This window comes from Serratia sp. CY27727 (assembly GCF_052169275.1).
Lineage (GTDB): Bacteria > Pseudomonadota > Gammaproteobacteria > Enterobacterales > Enterobacteriaceae > Serratia > Serratia sarumanii.
Window position 1 is genome coordinate 163,715 of record NZ_JBJNLB010000010.1, and the last position, 17,163, is coordinate 180,877.

Here is a 17,163-nt window from a genome sequence, read left to right on the forward strand (position 1 = left end):
ATCCTTCAGGGAGTCACCCCATGCAACACCTACAGAACGAGATCCCGTTGGCGGATCTCGCGGCGGAACACGTCTATCTCCAGGTCAACGGCCGGCGCCTTCACTGCGTGATGGCCGGTGAAGGGAGGCCGGTGCTGCTGATCCCCGGCTGGCCGCAAACCTGGTACACCTGGCGCCATGTGATGCAAGCGCTAGCGGCGGCCGGTTTTCAGGCGATCGCCGTCGATCCGCCGGGCATCGGCGATTCCGACAATCCCGCTGGCGGATACGACACCGGCAGCGTCGGTGCGGCGTTGCACGCGATGATGACGCTGCTGGGCCATGAACGTTACCAACTGGTTGGCCACGACATCGGCATGTGGATTGGTTACGCCATGGCGAGCGATTTTCCGCAGGCGGTGGAGCGCCTGGTGCTGACGGAGGCGGTGATCCCCGGCCTGGCGCCGCCGCCGCCGATTTTCGTCGCGCCGGAGGAGAACATCTTCCTGTGGCATTTCATGTTCAACCAGCTGGCGGATTTGCCGGAGACCCTGACCCAGGGGCGTGAGCGGGAGTATCTTGGCTATATCTTCAACCGCTGGTCCTATCGGCGCGATCGGGTGGCGGCGCAGGTATATATCGCCGCCTATTCGGCACCGGGCGGCCTGCGCGCCGGATTCGACTATTACCGGGCGATCCCGGAGACCGTGCGGCAGAATCGGCAGCGCGCCGCCACGCCCCTGACGATGCCTGTGTTGACGGTAGGGGCGGAGCACGCCACCGGCGACGCGCCGCTGACGACGCTGCGAGGCAATGCGCACGATCTGCGGGGCGAAACGATCGCCGGCTGCGGGCATTTCATTACCGAAGAGTGTCATGAGGAATTTATTGCACTGATTACGCCGTTCCTGGCAGGAGAGCCACATGCCGCTCGATGAACGCATTGCCGCCTTTTTGACGGCATCGGCCGATGCGCCGCCCCCCGCGTCGCTGGCGGAAATGCGCGTGGCCGCGGAAACCGGTTTACGCCGGCTGCAGGGCGAGGCGGAACCGAGCGGCGGCGTCAGGGACTTTACGGTGGTCGCCGCCGATGGGTATCGGATCGCGCTGCGCGCCTATCTCCCGGCGGGGGAAAACCGCGCCGCCGCGCAGCCGGCAATGCTGTTCGCCCACGGCGGCGGCTGGTGCCTCGGTTCGCTGGCGCTGTACGATCGGCCCTGTCAGGCGCTGGCCAACGCCACCGGCCGGGTGATCCTGTCGGTCGACTATCGTCTGGCGCCGGAATACCCGTTTCCGCAGCCGCTGGAAGATGTCTATCGGGCGCTCTGCTGGGTGGCGCAACAGGCGCCGCAGTTGGGGATCGACGCGCAGCGCCTGGCGGTAGGCGGCGACAGCGCCGGGGGCAATCTGGCGGCGGCCGTCGCGCTGTTGGCGCGGGATCGCGGCGGCCCGCACATCGAGCGCCAGCTGCTGCTGTACCCGGCGCTCAGCCGCGAGATGACGACGATGAGCTATCGCGAGTTTGCCGAGGGGCACTTTCTGACGCGCGACGCGATGGTATTTTGTTGGCAGCAGTATCTGGCCCAGCGGCGCGATCCCGGCGCCGAACCGCTGCACGCCGCTACGCTGCGCGGATTGCCGCCGGCCACCATCCTGAGCTGCGAATATGATCCGCTGCGCGATGAGGCCGAGCAGTATGCGCAGCGGCTGCGCGAGGCGGGCGTGCCGGTACGCTGCGAACGGTTGCCGGGCATGGTGCATGCCTACATTCACATGCTGGGGCTGACCCCGGCGGCGCGGCGGCTGTTCGAACTGGCTCGCGAGTAAAAAAAACCCCGCACTGCGGGGCTTTTGGCTATTCATCCGACACGCGATTAACGGCCGGCGACGGTGACGAAGCGGGTTTCCAGGTAGGATTCGATCGCTTCGCTGCCGCCTTCGGTGCCGTGACCGGAGTCCTTCACGCCGCCAAACGGCGTTTCCGGCAGGCCGAAACCGATGTGGTTGATGCTCAGCATGCCGCTCTCCACGTCGCGCCCCAGCGCATTGACGGTGGCGATGTGGCGGCTGTAAGCGTAGGCGGCCAGGCCGTACGGCAGGCGGTTGGCTTCGGCGATCGCCTCGTCATAGGTGGCGAACGAGCGCAGCAGGGCGACCGGGCCAAACGGCTCTTCCGACATGGCGCGGGCGCTCAGCGGCACGTCGCGCAGCACCGTCGGCTCGAAGAAGTTGCCTTTGCCCGCCACGCGCTTGCCGCCGGTGCAGGCTTTTGCCCCGTGGGCGACGGCATCCTGCACCAGCGCCTCGATATTGTCGACGCTGCGGCCCAGCACCATCGGCCCCATGGTGATGCCGTCTTCCAGCCCGTTGCCGAGCTTGAGTTCACGCACGGCGGCGGTGAATTTCTCCACGAAGGCTTCATAAACGCCTTGCTGGATCAGGAAGCGGGTCGGGGCGATACAGACCTGGCCGGCGTTGCGGAACTTGGACTGCGCCAGCTCTTTGGCCGCCGCGTCGAGATCGGCGTCGTCGAAGATCAGCACCGGCGCATGGCCGCCCAACTCCATGGTGGCCTTTTTCATATGCTGGCCGGCCAGCGCCGCCAGATGCTTGCCCACGCGGGTGGAGCCGGTGAAGGAGATCTTGCGAATGGTCGGATGCGGGATCAGGTATTCCGAGATTTCCGCCGGGGTGCCGTACACCAGCGCGATCACCCCGGCCGGGATGCCGGCGTCGGCGAAGGCTTTGATCAGCTCAGCCGGCGAGGCCGGCGTTTCTTCCGGGCCTTTGACGATGATGGAACACCCCGCGGCCAGCGCGGCGGACAGCTTGCGCACGATCTGGTTGATCGGGAAGTTCCACGGCGTGAAGGCGGCCACCGGGCCGACCGGCAGCTTGAGGGTTTGCTGCTGCACGTCGCGGGCGCGGGACGGAATGATCTGCCCGTAGGTGCGGGTGGCTTCGCCGGCGAACCAGTCGATAACGTCGGCGGCGTTGAGAATTTCGACTTTGGCCTGCGCCACCGGTTTGCCCTGTTCCTGCGTCATGACGGCGGCGATGGCGTTGGCGCGTTCGCGCAGCAGCGCCGCCGCTTTGCGCATCAGGTTGGCGCGCTGGTGCGCGGCGGTGTCGCGCCAGACGTTAAATCCGCGCTCGGTGGCGGCCAGCGCCAGATCGAGATCCTCTGTGGCGGCGTGCGCCACTTGACCGATTACCTCGTCGGTGGCGGGGTTGGTGACCGGCAGGGTTTTCCCTGCCAGTGCGTTGCGCCATTGTCCATCGATATACAGTTGAGTATCCGGATACATTGTTGCCTCTTGTTTGCGGAGTGTCAGGGGCCGATGAGCTTCGCGATGCGGCGCGCCTGAAAGGGACAGGGACCTTAACCCTACGCCGAATGGCGGCGATCGTCCAGGCGAGGGGCACGAAAGCGCCAGGGCGGCTACTCAACCGGCGATGTTTTGGCTATGCTGAGCAGATTGTCAGCACGGACGAGGAGGTCGAGTGCAAGGGGTACCGCAACAGTTTCCGTTCGAGAAGGATTGCGCGCAGTTCCGCCATTTGTCGCATCTGCCGGGCGTCGAACTCTATCAGGCGCACATTGAGCGCTATGCCTTCGAGCCGCATACCCACGACGCCTTCGCTATCGGCACCGTAGACACCGGGGCGGAGCGTTTCCGCTATCGCGGCGCGCAGCATCTGGCGGCGCCGGGCGCGCTGGTGCTGATGAACCCCGACGAGCTGCATACCGGCGAAGCCGAAACGCCGGGCGGCTGGTGTTACCGCATGCTCTATCTGGCGCCCGAGGCGCTGGAGCAGCTGTCCGGCGCTCGGAGTCAGTGGTTCACCGATGCGGTGCGCCACGATCCGCGGGCGGCGCAGCGCCTGTCCGCCATTCTCGCCACGCTGTGGCAAACCGACGATCCGCTTACGCTGGACGGCCTGCTGTTGGAGGCGGTCGAGCTGCTGTACCCGCATATCCGCACCGGGCAGCGGGAAAAAGCCGAGGCGGCGCACCGTTTCGAGGTGGTGAAAAGCTACCTGCACGATAACTTCGCCGAGGCCGTGACCCTCAATCAGTTGGCCGAGCTGGTGTCGCTCAGCCCGTACCATTTTCTGCGCAAGTTCAAGGCCGAATACCACGTTTCGCCGCAGCAGATGCTGATGGCGATCCGGCTGTCGCAGGCCAAACGCATGCTGGAGCGCGGCATGCCCGCCGCACAGGTGGCGGCGGCGGCGGGGCTGACCGATCAGGCGCACCTGACGCGCGCCTTCGCCAATCGTTACGGCGTCACGCCAGTGCGTTTCCAGAAACAGGTGAAATTGGGTTAAAACAGCAACCTGCTACAATAATTCCTCCCCGCGTTTTCGCTACTCTGCCGCTGTCTTGTCGGGCGGGTTGGCCGCGCCGGCCGTTTGTCGGAGTCGTTATGTTCATTGGCGTTGTGTTTGCCCTGGCCGCCGGGCTGATGTGGGGATTGATCTTCGTCGGCCCGCTGCTGGTGCCGGATTATCCCGCCGCGCTGCAGTCCACCGGGCGCTATCTGGCCTTCGGGCTGATCACCTTGCCGCTGGCCTTGCTCGATCGTCGCCGCCTGCGCAAGCTGCGGCGCCAGGATTGGCTGGAGGCGCTCAAGCTGACGGCCATCGGCAACCTGCTGTACTACCTGTGCCTGGCCAGCGCCATTCAGCGTACCGGTGCCCCGGTGTCGACCATGATCATCGGCACCTTGCCGGTGGTGATCGCCATCTGCGCCAATCTGTTTTACGGCTGGCACGACGGGCGGCTGGCCTGGGGCAAGCTGGCGCCGGCGCTGCTGCTGATCGTCTGCGGGTTAGCGTGCGTGAACGTCGCCGAGCTGCGCGGCAATGCGCTGCCGGTCGACGGCTGGCGCTATCTCAGCGGCCTGGGGCTGGCCGTGTTGGCGGTGGCGTGCTGGACCTGGTTCCCGCTGCGCAACTCGCGCTGGCTGCGGGAGAACCCGACGCAGCGGCCGGCCACCTGGGCCACGGCGCAAGGGCTGGTGACGCTGCCGCTGGCGCTGCTGGGCTATCTGGCGGTCTGCGGCCAATTGGCGCTGAGCGAACCGGCGTTCGCCTTGCCGTTCGGCCCGCGCCCCGAGGTGTTTATCCCGCTGATGCTGGTCATCGGCGTGTTCTGCTCCTGGCTGGGGGCGCTGTGCTGGAACGAAGCCAGCCAGCGGCTGCCGACGGTGTTGGTGGGGCCGCTCATCGTGTTCGAAATTCTGGCGGGGTTGGCCTATACCTTTCTGCTGCGCCAGGCCTGGCCGCCGCTGCTGACGCTGGCCGGCATCGTCTGCCTGATCGCCGGCGTGGTGTACGCCATGCGCATCAAGCCGCAGCCGGTGGTGGTGGCGCTGGAAGACAAGCAGGGGTGACGCCCGCCGCGAAGGCGGGCGCGAGGGTTAACGCTTGCTGTGGTGAATGATCTCTTCGGCCACGTTGCGCGGCGCTTCGGCGTAGTGGCTGAATTCCATGGTGTAGGTGGCGCGGCCCTGCGACATCGAACGCAGGGTCGTCGAGTAACCGAACATCTCGGACAGCGGCACCTTGGCGCGAATTTCCTTGCCGCCGCCGCCCGGGATCTCTTCCATGCCCTGCACCAGACCGCGGCGTGAGGAGAGGTCGCCCATCACGTTGCCGGCGTAATCCTCCGGCGTTTCCACCTCCACCGACATGATCGGCTCAAGGATCACCGGATCCGCTAGGCGGCAGGCGTCTTTGAAGCCGAAGATCGCCGCCATGCGGAACGCCTGCTCCGACGAGTCGACGTCATGGTAAGAACCGAAGGTCAGGTGCACCTTGACGTCCACCACCTGATAACCGGCCAGCACGCCGTTGTTCAGCGCCTCGAGCACGCCTTTTTTCACCGCCGGGATAAACTCGCCCGGAATGACGCCGCCCTTGATCTCATCGAAGAACTCGAAGCCTTTGCCGGGTTCGTTCGGTTCGACGGTCAGCACCACGTGGCCGTATTGCCCTTTACCGCCTGACTGGCGCACAAACTTGCCTTCCACGTCGGCCACCCGTTTGCGGATGGTTTCGCGGTACGACACCTGCGGCTTGCCGGTGGTGGTCTCCACCCCGAATTCACGGCGCATGCGATCGACGATAATCTCCAGGTGCAGCTCGCCCATGCCGTAGATAAGGGTCTGGCCTGATTCTTCATCGGTGCGCACGCGGAACGACGGATCTTCCGAAGAGAGGCGCTGCAGCGCGATGCCCATTTTCTCCTGGTCGCCCTTGGTCTTCGGCTCGATCGCCTGGGCGATCACCGGCTCGGGGAAGGTCATGCGTTCCAGCGTGATGATGGCGCCGGGATCGCACAGCGTATCGCCGGTGGTGACGTCCTTCAGGCCGACGCAGGCGGCGATGTCGCCGGCGTGCAGTTCGTCGATGTCCTTACGATCGTTGGCGTGCATCTGCACGATGCGGCCGATGCGCTCCTTTTTGCCCTTGATCGGGTTGTAAACGCTGCTGCCTTTGGCCAGCACCCCGGAGTAGACGCGCACGAAGGTCAGCTGGCCGACGAACGGGTCGGTCATCAGCTTGAACGCCAGCGCCGAGAATTTTTCATTATCGTCGGCTTTGCGGGTGATGATTTCATCATGTTCGCCGTGGCCCTCCATCGGCGGCACGTCGAGCGGCGAGGGCATCAGCTCGATCACCGCATCCAGCATGCGCTGCACCCCTTTGTTGCGGAACGCCGAGCCGCACAGCATCGGCTGGATTTCGCCGGCGACGGTGCGCACCCGCAGCCCGTGGACGATCTCCTCTTCGCTCAGCGGCACCTGGTTGAGGTATTTTTCCATCAGCTCTTCCGAGGCTTCGGCGGCGGCCTCAATCATGTTTTCGCGCCACTCCTGCGCCGAATCGCGCAGCTCGGCCGGGATCTCTTCGAAGCTGAAGTTCATGCCCTGCGAGGCTTCGTCCCACAGGATGGCTTTCATCCGCACCAGATCGACCACGCCGCTGAAGCGGTCTTCGGCGCCGATCGGAATAACGATCGGCACCGGGTTGGCTTTCAGGCGCTCGATCATCATGTTGCGCACGCGGAAAAAGTCCGCGCCGATGCGATCCATCTTGTTGACGAACGCCAGCCGCGGCACCTTGTATTTATTGGCCTGGCGCCAGACGGTTTCCGACTGCGGCTGCACGCCGCCCACCGAATCATAGACCATTACGGCGCCGTCCAGCACGCGCATCGAGCGCTCCACTTCAATGGTGAAATCGACGTGGCCGGGGGTGTCGATGATATTGATGCGGTGCTGCGGATAATTATGCTGCATGCCGTTCCAGAAGCAGGTGGTGGCCGCCGAAGTGATGGTGATGCCGCGTTCCTGTTCCTGCGCCATCCAGTCCATGGTCGCCGCGCCGTCATGCACTTCACCCAGCTTGTGGCTGACCCCGGTGTAAAACAGAATCCGCTCGGTGGTGGTGGTCTTGCCGGCATCGATATGCGCGGAGATGCCGATATTGCGGTAACGTTCGATAGGGGTGGTGCGAGCCATAATCAACCTTTCTTAGCCGCGTGAAGGAGAGCGGCTTAAACAGCATGGATAATGGTGATAATCCTCATAGGGTTATCTGCCGGATCGCAGAGCCTCGCTCTGGTCACAAACTAATCGTAGTTGAAGGCGTTGGTTTTTTTAAGCGATGGCTGTGATAGATAAAAGTTTGCAAGCAGGTGGAGGAAAGGGCGAAAAAAAAGGCCCGTAACGGGCCTGTTGTCGAGCGGCGAATTCGCCGTTATTTGCGTCCCAGCAAGAAGCCGAAAACGATGCCGACCGCCGCCGCAACGGCCACGCCGGCCAGCGGGTTGGCTTCCACCTGGGTTCTTACGCTGTCCGCTGCGTCTCGGGCGGCATAGCTGGCCTGGGAGGCGTATTTGCGCGCCGCGCCGCGCACCTGATGCTCCGGCGAATCGACGGCTTTGCCGAACGCTTCTTCTACCGCGCCTGCGGCTTCATTGGCTTTGTCTTCCGCTTTTCCAAACATGCTGCTCTCCTGTTCCTTGTGGGTTAACGAACCTTAAGCCTAGCAGGTGAACGGCACTTTTTGCAGCATTATGTGCGTTATAAGAGCAATCTGAGCAAAGAAAAGTCTTGCCGGGCGCGCGGTGACGGCTTCACCCGCGCGGTTTTTTGTGTTCTATTGGCTAGCGGTTTAACCGAGTACCGTTAACCTTTGACCGATTCGTTGCGTTGAAAGGACTCCCCATGTCAGTACTGCGTATTCTGGCGCTGCTCGCCGCGACCGCCGCCGCATTGCCCGCCCAGGCCAGGCCTGCGGCTCACGGCGCGGCGGCCGAGAACGGCATTCGTTGGCAATCTTGTCTCAACAGCGGCTTTCAACGCTGGTTCGATGAGCCGCCGCCGCCGGGGCTGCGCTGCGGCTACCTTGAAGCGCCGCTGGTGTACGCTACGCCTCCTGCTCATGCGGCGCGGGCGGGCGAACAGACCGTGCGGCTGGCGCTGACCCTGCTGCCCGCTACCGGGCCGAAAAAGGGCAGCGTGGTGATGATCAGCGGCGGGCCGGGTCTGCCGGGCATTAACCCTTATTTGGGCAACGACGCCCACGTCGCCAGACTGCGAAAATCCTACGACATCATCGGTTACGATCCGCGCGGCGTCGGCCAATCGACGCCGAAAATCTCCTGCCAGCTGGCCGAAGGCGACGAAACCCCGTCACCGGACGACAACGACGTGTCCGGTGCGGAGAGCCAGACGCGCACCCTGATTGCCGCCTGTATCAAACAGACCGGCGCGGACGTGCTGCAACATATCGGCACCGACGAAGCGGTCAACGATCTGAACGCGATCCGCCACGCGCTGGGCGAACCGGGGCTGACGGCGGTGGCGTACTCTTACGGCACCAAGGTGGCGGCGCTGTATGCCGAGCGTTTTCCGAAGAAAACGCGCGCGCTGGTGCTCGACGGGGTGGTGGATCTGGCGGAGGACGATTTCACCCAGCGGCTGAACCAGGAGCGGGGTTTCCAGCAAAGCTTCCTGCGCTTCGCCGCCTACTGCGGCAAAACCGACAGCTGCCAGCTGGGCGGCGGCGCCAATCAGGCGCTGCAGCGTTATCATGCCTTGCTGCGCAAGCTGCATGAGCAGCCGTTCGTCACCGCGGCGGGGTATGAAATCTCCGCCGACGACGTGCTGACGGTCACGCGTTCGCTGCTGCTGTGGCCGGAGCGCTGGCACGAGCTGGCCACCGTGCTGCGCCAGCTCGATGCCGGCATCGCCGGGCAGCAGGTTTCCGATCTGATCGACGAAAGCTATTCGCCGGATGCCGATGACGCCCTGAACGTCATCACCTGCGCCGACGTCGCCAACCCGACGGCCGATCCGCAGCAGTTGCGCCGGCAGCGGCAGGAGATCAATACCGCCGCTTTGTATGCCCACTATCTGCCGCTGCACGAATACCCGCTGGAGATGTGCGATCTGTGGCCGTATCGCGGCAAAGATCGGCCGCACACGCCGGTGGCGTCCGCCGCGCTGCCGCCGCTGCTGTTCGTCGCCCAGCGCTACGATCCGACCACGCCGTACCGCAACGCGCAGGTGATGGCCGCCGCCTTTAAAAGCCCGCTGATCACCCGCGAACGCGACGGGCATACGCTGGCGCTGAACGGCATCGACAGCTGCGTTGACGAAAGCGTAGTGGATTATCTGCTGGCGCCGAAAAAGCCGCGTCGCGACAAAATTTGCCGTTAAGAAGGCCGGGCGGAAGCCCGGCCTAAAGTGAGTCAACCGGCGAAAATATGCGCCTGGCCCATCACGTTGAGATTGACCTGAGCGCCGGGCTGCAGGCCTTCGCGGCTGACGGTTTTGATCTCGATTTGCGTGCCGCCGGCGGCCATTTGCAGGTTGAGCGTAGAGACGAAGCCGGCGAAATCGATGCCGGTGATCACCGCCTGGCCGCGCTGCGCCGGATCTGACAAACCGATTTGAATCTGCTCCGGGCGCAGCATGATGCGCGCCGGGCCGCTGCGTTGCCGATCGTCGACGGCGATGCGCCCCAATGCGCAGTCGGCCCAGCCGTGCGCCAGTTCGGCGGTCAACACCAGCGTTTCGCCAAGGAAGCTGGCGGTCGGCTCATCGACCGGCCGCAGATAGAGATCTTGCGGCGCGCCCACCTGCGCCAGCCGGCCGTTGCGCATCACCGCCACCTGATCGGCGAACGACAGCGCTTCGCTCTGATCGTGGGTAACAAGAATCGACGCCACCTTGGCCTCCGTCAGCAGTTCGGCGACCGCTTTGCGGGTGGCGGCGCGCAGGCCGGTATCCAGCGCCGAGAACGGTTCGTCCAGCAGCATCAAACGGGGCTGCTGCGACAGGGCACGCGCCAGCGCGACCCGCTGTTGCTGCCCGCCGGACAGCTCGTGCGGCCACAGCGCGGCCAGACGGCGATCCAGCGCCACCATCTCCATCAGCGCTTCGATGCGCCGCTGTTTCTCACGCTTGCTGCCTGTAAGGCCAAAACCGATGTTGCCGGCGACGGTAAAGTGCGGGAACAGCGCGCCATCCTGCGGAACGAAACCGATGCCGCGCAGATGCGCCGGCACCCAGCCGCCGCCGTTGTCCATGGCTTGCCCCTGCAGCAGGATCTGGCCGCCGTCGGGGATTTCAAAGCCGGCGATGATGCGCAGCAGGGTGGTTTTGCCGGAGCCGGAAGGGCCGACGATCGCCGTGCGGCTGCCGGCGGCAACATGCAGGTCGATGCGTTCCAGCACCCTGATGGCGTTATAAGATTTTTCGATACCGTGCAGTTCGAGCGTACTCATAGTCCCGCCGTGCGTTTAGATTGAGAATAAAGAAGCCAGGTGAGCGGCAATGACAGCGCCACCATAATCAGCGCATAAGGCGCGGCGGCGACGTAGTCTATCTCGCTGGTCAGCGCCCAAAATCCGGTGGCCAGCGTGCGGGTGCCGTTCGGCGCCAGCAGCAGCGTGGCGGTCAGCTCATTGGCGATCGCCAGGAACACCAGCGCCGCGCCCGCCGCGGCACCCGGCGCCGCCAGCCGCAGCGTAGTGCTCCACAGCGCCTGCGCCGGCGATTTGCCGAGGCTGCGCGCCACGTTTTCCAATTCCACCGGCGCCTGTGCGATGCCGGCACGCAGATTGATCAGCGCCCGCGGCATAAACATCAGCAAATAGGCCAGCAGCAGGGTGATTTCGGTTTGGTAAATCGGCCGGAAGCTGTGAATGGTGATGGTCACCAGCGCCAACGCCACCACGATGCCGGGCAGCGAGCTGGTTACGTAGTTACAGCCTTCCAGCACGCGGTACAGCCGGGCTGGATAGCGCACTGACAGCCAGGCCATCGGAATGGCACACAGCGTGATCAGCAACGCGCCGACGGCGGACAGCGACAGCGTTTGCCACAGCGCAGGCCACAGGTCGGCGTTGCGCCACGCCTCCCATCCGCCCAGCCACAGCCAGCGGGCCAGGGTGATGAAAGGCACGCCCAGCGCCAGCGCGGTCAGCGAAATCGGCAGCAGCAGCGCCAGCGCGGCGAGCGGTAGCGAAAGGCGACGCGGCGTTTGGCTGCGTGCGCTGCCGGAACCAACGCGGGCATAGCGCGCGCGGCCGCGGCTGAGAGCCTCAAGCAACAGCAGCCCGAGGCAGCACAGCACCAATACGCCGGCCAGCATGTTGGCCGCGGGGCCGTTGAAGGTCGACTGGAACTGATCGAAAATTGCGGTGGTGAAGGTATCGAAGCGGATCATGGCATACAGGCCATACTCCGCCAGCAGGTGCAATGCGATCAGCAACGAACCGCCCCAGACCGCCAGCTTCAGCTGCGGCAGCACCACGCGAAAAAACACCGCCGGCGGCCGGGAACCGAGCGAGGTGGCGACGTCTTCGATGCCGGGATCCAGACGGCGCAGCACGGCGGCGGCCGGTAGGTAAATGAACGGGAAATAGGCGAGCACCGAGATGAAGACCCCGGCGCCCAGGCCGTGCATCGACGGCACCAGGCTGATCCAGGCATAGCTTTGCACAAAGGCCGGCACCGCCAGCGGCGCGGTGGCCAGTACCGCCCAGAGGCGGCGGCCCGGCAGCGTGGTGCGCTCGGTCAACCAGGCCAGGGCTACGCCCAGCACGGCGCAGATCGGCAGCGTCAACACCACCAACAGCAGGGTGTTCAACAGCAGTTCCGCCACGCGCGGGCGGAAAACCAGAGCTTTGACCGTTTGCCAGCCGGTTTCAAACGCCACGCCGATAACGAATCCCAGCGGCAGCAGCGCCAGCAGCGACAGCAACACGGCGCTGGCCACCACGATCGCCCCCGGCCGCGGGTGACGGGGGGCAATAGAATAACGCCGCGCGGTCTGCGCGGCGTGGGTACTCAGGTTTGACATAACGATCAAAAACTCTCGGTTTGCCGGCCTGCCTTACAGCAGGCCCGCCTCGGTCATCAGTTCGACCACTTTTTTACCGTTCAGCTGCGCGGCGTCTACTTTCGGCGCGTCCAGATCTTTCAGCGGCACCAGTTTCGGGTTCGAGGCCGCGCCGACGCCGACGGCGTATTCGAAAGCGTTGTTGGTGCGCAGGATCTCCTGGCCCTGTTTGCCGGTGATCCACTTGATGAACGCCTGCGCCTGCTGCTGATGCTTGCTGGAAGCCAGCACGCCGCCGCCGGAGATGCTGACGAACGCGCCCGGATCCTGATGTTTGAAGTAATACAGCTTGATGTTATTACTGTTTTCGCCGGTTTTTGCGCCGTCCACGAACGGGTAGTAGTGATAGATCACGCCGCTGTCGACCTGGCCGGCATTGACCGCTTTCATCACCGTGCTGTTGCCCTTGTAGGCGGTGAAGTTGGTTTTCATCGCTTTCAGCCACTCCAGCGTTGCTTTTTCACCTTTCAGCGCCAGCAGCGCGCTGACGATCGCCTGGAAATCGGCGCCAGACGGCGAGGCGGCCCAGCGGCCTTTCCATTCCGGCTTGGCCAGATCCAGCAGCGACTTCGGCAACTGCGCGTCGGTCAGTTTGGCCGGGTTGTAGACGAACACGGTCGAGCGGGCGGCGATGCCGGTCCAGCGGCCGTGGCTTGGGCGATACTGCGGTTCCACCTGGGCCAGCGTCGCGGCGTCCAGCGGGGCGAATAGCTTGGCGTTATCCACCAACACCATCGCCGGGGAGTTTTCCGTCAGGAACACGTCGGCAGGCGAAGCGCTGCCTTCCTGCACCAACTGATTGCCCAGCTCGCTGTCGCCGCCGTTGCGCAGCGTGACCTTGATGCCGGTGTCTTTGGTAAACCCATCGACCCAGGATTTCACCAGGTTTTCATGTTGGGCGTTGTAAATGACGATGCCCTGGTCGGAGGCCGCCTGAGCGCCGAAGGCCAGCATCATCGAGGAGGCGAGCAGGGCGATGGGGCCGAGAGATGAAATACGCAGCTTCATGCAGTTATCCTTTTTAGCGTTCGAATGAGGAAAACGAATATCGCCTGGCAAGCGCAAGCAGGCCGATTTTAGCCAAGAACATCAATAATGATAGTGAAAACGATTCGTATTAAATTATTTTTGACGATCGCTCACAAAATGAATTGCCTTAAGGATAAGTTAAGTTTCGGCTGGAATAATCTGTATTGATTGCCTGAATAGAATTGGGACGTGTTATCTCACAGTGAGCGGCCAACCTGCCATCGCAGGCGGCCGCCCGTCAGGCTTGCTTCTTGTCACGCCGGCACAAACTCACCGTTGCCGACGCCGAAGAATTGCCCGTTGATACTGCCAGCGTACTGCGGCGGATGAACCAAAGAGGTCAGCACCCGACCATTCTCCAGCAGCGTCAGGACGATCGAACCGGGGTTGATGGCCAGTTGCAGGGTTAACGGAACGCCGATCAGATTTTCGGCATCGGGCACGGTGCCTTGCAAATAGATTGTCGGGATGTTGATGTTACCGTCTGAGCCGGTGCCGGTGGCCTGGCCGATAAAACGCACCGATGTACCGCTTGATGGGGCATTGGGACCAATATTGGCGAGCTGTGCGGAAATTTGCACGGTCTCCGCATGTGGCGCGCAACCACACCCGCATCCACAACCCTGGAAGCTGAAGTAGCCGCAGATATTTTGTTGGCACCCGCATCCACACAAGGATTGCGGATGCACTTGCTGGTTGAACGCCGGTTTCAATTGCGGATGTTGGTTGAGCAGCGCCTGTCGGCTCTGCACTTCCGCGTTATAGGCGTCACGTGATTGTTTATTCAATGTGTTAGCCTGTTCAGGCGTAATATCTTGCAATGAAGGCATAGGTAAACTCCTGTGATTTTTGCTGAGTCAGTCTGAAGTGCATATCACGCTGAATCCGGTTAACCACCAGACAGGTAATTGCATCTGAATGGAAATAGTCATTGCCCTCGAAGGAAAACGGTATGGCAAGCAGACCGTTGCATCCTATCCTCACGGCAAGTTTTTATATTTCCTGTTTGCTCTTTCGGTAATTATTTTTGATTCAATCATTCGCCAGTTATTGGTTTTATAACCGGCGGTGGCTTCATGTATATCTCGAAGCCATTTAAAGGTAGTTAGGTGTTATGGAGATATCAAGAGGGGTTTTTAATGTTATTTTTAAATTGAAATGCTACTGATTTCTTCTGTCTATTATTTTGGTGTTAACCTTTTTTTGCAACCAATTAATTAATATGAATTAAGTGGTTATTATATTTCATCTAGTTGATTTATATTGAATTGTTTTTTCATTATCTTTTTTTTGTAAATATTCTCAGTGTATTCATGGAGGTGACGGGTAAGTGTGGATTTACATTTGACTTACATCAGTTCCTTGTCAACGCTGTAATGGCAATTAAGCTGTTGCAATGTTGACGTCTTGTTATCGATTGGCGTTCTTTTTCTTCAGTCTTTTCATATCGTTCTTCAGCATTTCGTTCAGGTATTAATAACACGGGCTGTCAACGCGAATGACGAATCATATTCAATAAGAAATCGTGAGAGAGGTACCTATGTCTAATGGACCGTTTTATACCAATCCTATCGTGGTCATCGATGTAGCTAATGATTGCGTGCATGTGGAGATGGCGATCGATGGAGGATTATACGAAAACGTGTTTCCGCTGTCGGTAGCGGCTAATGAACCCTATCCGAAATTGCTGGTGAATCTGGCGATCCAGGCACAGGCGAGCGGTAAATCCTTAATGGTGTGGGGGGAACCCGGCCCAGAGCCGGTTAAAGGCCTGCCGCTGTTTGGTATCACGACCGTGAACATCAAGTAGAGGACGGCAACGCACATTGTGTTTGAAAGCGAAAAGCGCGGTGAGGGATATTCCTTTGATAATGAAAGAAATTCAACACCGCTTTTGGTTATGACTCATAGCGATTAATGATTTAATTTATTCCACTGCCTCATTGCATATTGAACGCGATAAAACACTAATCAGGGATATCGACGTGAAATATTCATTTAATGGCAAGAATTTGGCTGGTTTAATCCTCCTGGCTTTTAACTCGACGGCAGCTCAGGCGGCCGAGGTGCCGGCGGGCGCTAAACTGGCGGAGGTGCAAGAGCTGGTGCGTGCCAACGGGTATGAGCCGGCGACGCTGGATCCGAACCTGGCCGAGAGCAATGTGGAGTTCTACATCTTTAACGATCTGTTCGAAGGGTTGCTGCGCGTCGGTAAAGACGGCGAAGCGGTCCCGGCGCTGGCGCAGAAGTGGGAGCATCAGGGCAACGTCTGGACTTTCCATCTGCGGCCGCAGGCCAAATGGTCGAACGGTGATCCGGTGACCGCCGACGATTTTGTCTACAGCTGGCGGCGCCTCACCGATCCGAAAACCGCCTCGCCGTACGGCAGCTATCTGGCGTCGGCCTACGTGCTGAATGCCGCGGCGATCAACGCCGGCAGCAAGCCGCCGAGCGAGCTGGGCGTCAGGGCGCTGGACGCGCACACCCTGCAGGTGACGCTGTCGGAGCCCAACTCCTACCTGCTCAAGCAACTGGTGCATTTTCCGGTCTTGCCGGTTAACCGCAAGGTGGTGGAGCGGTACGGCAAGAACTGGACTCAACCGGCGCATTTTGTCGGCAACGGCGCATTCCGCCTCAGCCAGTGGGTGGTGAACGAAAAGGTGGTGGTGGAGCGTAACCCGCAGTATTGGGACAACGCCAACACCGTGCTCAACAAGGTGACGTTCTTGCCGATACAGGGCTTCCCGGAAGTGGCGCGTTTTCGCGCCGGTGAGGTTGAGTTGGGGTATACCACGCCGCCGGAGCTATATCAGCAGCTGAAAAAAACGCTCGGCGAGCAACAGCTGGTGACCTATCCGCTGCTCTCCACCAGTTACTTCGCCTTCAACAATCGCCAGGCGCCGTTTAACGACCTGCGGGTGCGCCAGGCGCTGAATCTGGCGCTGGACAAAGAGATTATCGCCGGCAAGGTGCTGGGATATGGCCAACAGCCGGCCTGGACCTTTACCCCAACCGGCGCGGGAGGCTATAGCCTGCAGCCCGGCGCTGCGGCCGGCTGGACGCCGGAACAGCGGCACGCCCAGGCGAAACAACTGCTGGCGCAGGCCGGTTTCAACGCCGAAAATCCGCTGCGCTTTACCGTGCTGTACAGCAACGACGCCACCATCAAGAAGATCGTCATCGCCGCCGCCGCCATGTGGAAAAAGAACCTTGGGGTAGAGGCCAGCTTGCAAAGCCAGGAGCGTAAAGTGACGCTGGATAATATCAACCGCGGGCAGTATGGCGTGGCCTTTACCCGCTGGCTGGCGGATTACAACGATCCGTCTACTTTCCTGAACGTGTTCCGTTCCGACAGCAGCGAGAACAGCGCCAAATACCGTAACCCGGACTATGACCGCATTCTGCACCAGGCGACGGCGGCGCAGACGCCGCAGCAGGTGCAGCGCTACTTCCAGCAGGCCGAGGCGGTGCTGGCCGCCGATACGCCGGTGGCGCCGGTGTACTACGAGGCCAACGCCACGCTCATTAAACCCTACGTGAAGGGGATCGACTTTACCCGCCAGGGCGCCTTGTACGATAAAAACGTCTACCTTCTCGAACACTGAGAAATGTAAAAGACCACCTCCTGAGGAGGTGGCTTTACACGACGCCCCCTAAAAGGGGGCCATTTTCGAGTTAATCCTGCAACAGCTCCATCTGCTGTTCGATCTCTTGGTCCTTCTTATCCTG

14 protein-coding genes are annotated in these 17,163 nt (G+C 61.8%); 7 read left to right on the forward strand and 7 right to left on the reverse strand.

The window, feature by feature from the left end; translation table 11 throughout:
* Window positions 1-20 precede the first annotated feature (20 nt).
* Window positions 21-917 (forward strand): alpha/beta fold hydrolase, encoded by an 897-nt coding sequence (locus ACJ8HB_RS20775; protein ID WP_047567346.1) that lies wholly within the window; start codon window positions 21-23, stop codon window positions 915-917.
* Window positions 904-1,806: an alpha/beta hydrolase gene (locus ACJ8HB_RS20780; protein WP_047567349.1), complete on the forward strand. Its 903-nt coding sequence runs from the start codon at window positions 904-906 to the stop codon at window positions 1,804-1,806. The genes ACJ8HB_RS20775 and ACJ8HB_RS20780 overlap by 14 nt, the downstream gene beginning before the upstream one ends.
* Before the next feature lie 47 nt (window positions 1,807-1,853).
* On the opposite strand, the gene ACJ8HB_RS20785 is transcribed toward ACJ8HB_RS20780, so the two are convergent.
* On the reverse strand, window positions 1,854-3,287 hold the full coding sequence (locus ACJ8HB_RS20785) for an NAD-dependent succinate-semialdehyde dehydrogenase (protein ID WP_047567352.1): 1,434 nt from the start codon (window positions 3,285-3,287) through the stop codon (window positions 1,854-1,856).
* 196 nt (window positions 3,288-3,483) lie between these two features.
* On the opposite strand from ACJ8HB_RS20785, the gene ACJ8HB_RS20790 reads away from it, so the two are divergent.
* Both ACJ8HB_RS20790 and ACJ8HB_RS20795 read left to right on the forward strand, forming a co-directional pair.
* Window positions 3,484-4,311, forward strand: a complete 828-nt coding sequence (locus ACJ8HB_RS20790; RefSeq protein ID WP_094860160.1) for an AraC family transcriptional regulator — start codon at window positions 3,484-3,486, stop codon at window positions 4,309-4,311.
* A gap of 98 nt (window positions 4,312-4,409) precedes the next feature.
* Window positions 4,410-5,378: a DMT family transporter gene (locus tag ACJ8HB_RS20795; RefSeq protein WP_094860161.1), complete on the forward strand. Its 969-nt coding sequence runs from the start codon at window positions 4,410-4,412 to the stop codon at window positions 5,376-5,378.
* A gap of 27 nt (window positions 5,379-5,405) precedes the next feature.
* Here ACJ8HB_RS20795 and fusA read toward each other — a convergent pair whose 3' ends face one another.
* Entirely contained in the window at window positions 5,406-7,511 is a 2,106-nt protein-coding gene (gene fusA / locus ACJ8HB_RS20800) for an elongation factor G (RefSeq protein WP_094860162.1), read from the reverse strand.
* Window positions 7,512-7,749: 238 nt separating this feature from the next.
* Window positions 7,750-7,998 (reverse strand): glycine zipper domain-containing protein, encoded by a 249-nt coding sequence (locus ACJ8HB_RS20805; RefSeq protein WP_004938127.1) that lies wholly within the window; start codon window positions 7,996-7,998, stop codon window positions 7,750-7,752.
* A 221-nt stretch (window positions 7,999-8,219) separates the two neighbouring features.
* Between ACJ8HB_RS20805 and ACJ8HB_RS20810 the strand changes: the two genes are divergently transcribed.
* Window positions 8,220-9,716, forward strand: a complete 1,497-nt coding sequence (locus tag ACJ8HB_RS20810; RefSeq protein WP_094860163.1) for an alpha/beta hydrolase — start codon at window positions 8,220-8,222, stop codon at window positions 9,714-9,716.
* A gap of 32 nt (window positions 9,717-9,748) precedes the next feature.
* On the opposite strand, the gene ACJ8HB_RS20815 is transcribed toward ACJ8HB_RS20810, so the two are convergent.
* The 4 genes from ACJ8HB_RS20815 to ACJ8HB_RS20830 all read right to left on the reverse strand — a co-directional run bounded on the left by ACJ8HB_RS20815 (window position 9,749) and on the right by ACJ8HB_RS20830 (window position 14,264).
* Entirely contained in the window at window positions 9,749-10,786 is a 1,038-nt protein-coding gene (locus tag ACJ8HB_RS20815; protein ID WP_094860164.1) for an ABC transporter ATP-binding protein, read from the reverse strand.
* Complete coding sequence (locus tag ACJ8HB_RS20820; protein ID WP_060428216.1) at window positions 10,783-12,366, reverse strand: ABC transporter permease; 1,584 nt, start codon at window positions 12,364-12,366, stop codon at window positions 10,783-10,785. Before ACJ8HB_RS20820 ends, ACJ8HB_RS20815 begins: the two co-directional genes overlap by 4 nt.
* Window positions 12,367-12,399: 33 nt before the next feature.
* Window positions 12,400-13,413, reverse strand: a complete 1,014-nt coding sequence (locus ACJ8HB_RS20825; RefSeq protein ID WP_094860165.1) for an iron ABC transporter substrate-binding protein — start codon at window positions 13,411-13,413, stop codon at window positions 12,400-12,402.
* Between the two features lie 275 nt (window positions 13,414-13,688).
* A complete protein-coding gene (locus tag ACJ8HB_RS20830; protein ID WP_033653105.1) occupies window positions 13,689-14,264 on the reverse strand; it encodes a hypothetical protein in 576 nt (191 codons plus the stop codon).
* Window positions 14,265-14,974: 710 nt separating this feature from the next.
* On the opposite strand from ACJ8HB_RS20830, the gene ACJ8HB_RS20835 reads away from it, so the two are divergent.
* Entirely contained in the window at window positions 14,975-15,244 is a 270-nt protein-coding gene (locus ACJ8HB_RS20835) for a hypothetical protein (RefSeq protein ID WP_033643162.1), read from the forward strand.
* 175 nt (window positions 15,245-15,419) lie between these two features.
* On the forward strand, window positions 15,420-17,039 hold the full coding sequence (locus tag ACJ8HB_RS20840) for an ABC transporter substrate-binding protein (protein WP_094860166.1): 1,620 nt from the start codon (window positions 15,420-15,422) through the stop codon (window positions 17,037-17,039).
* The last annotated feature ends 124 nt before the right edge of the window (window positions 17,040-17,163 follow it).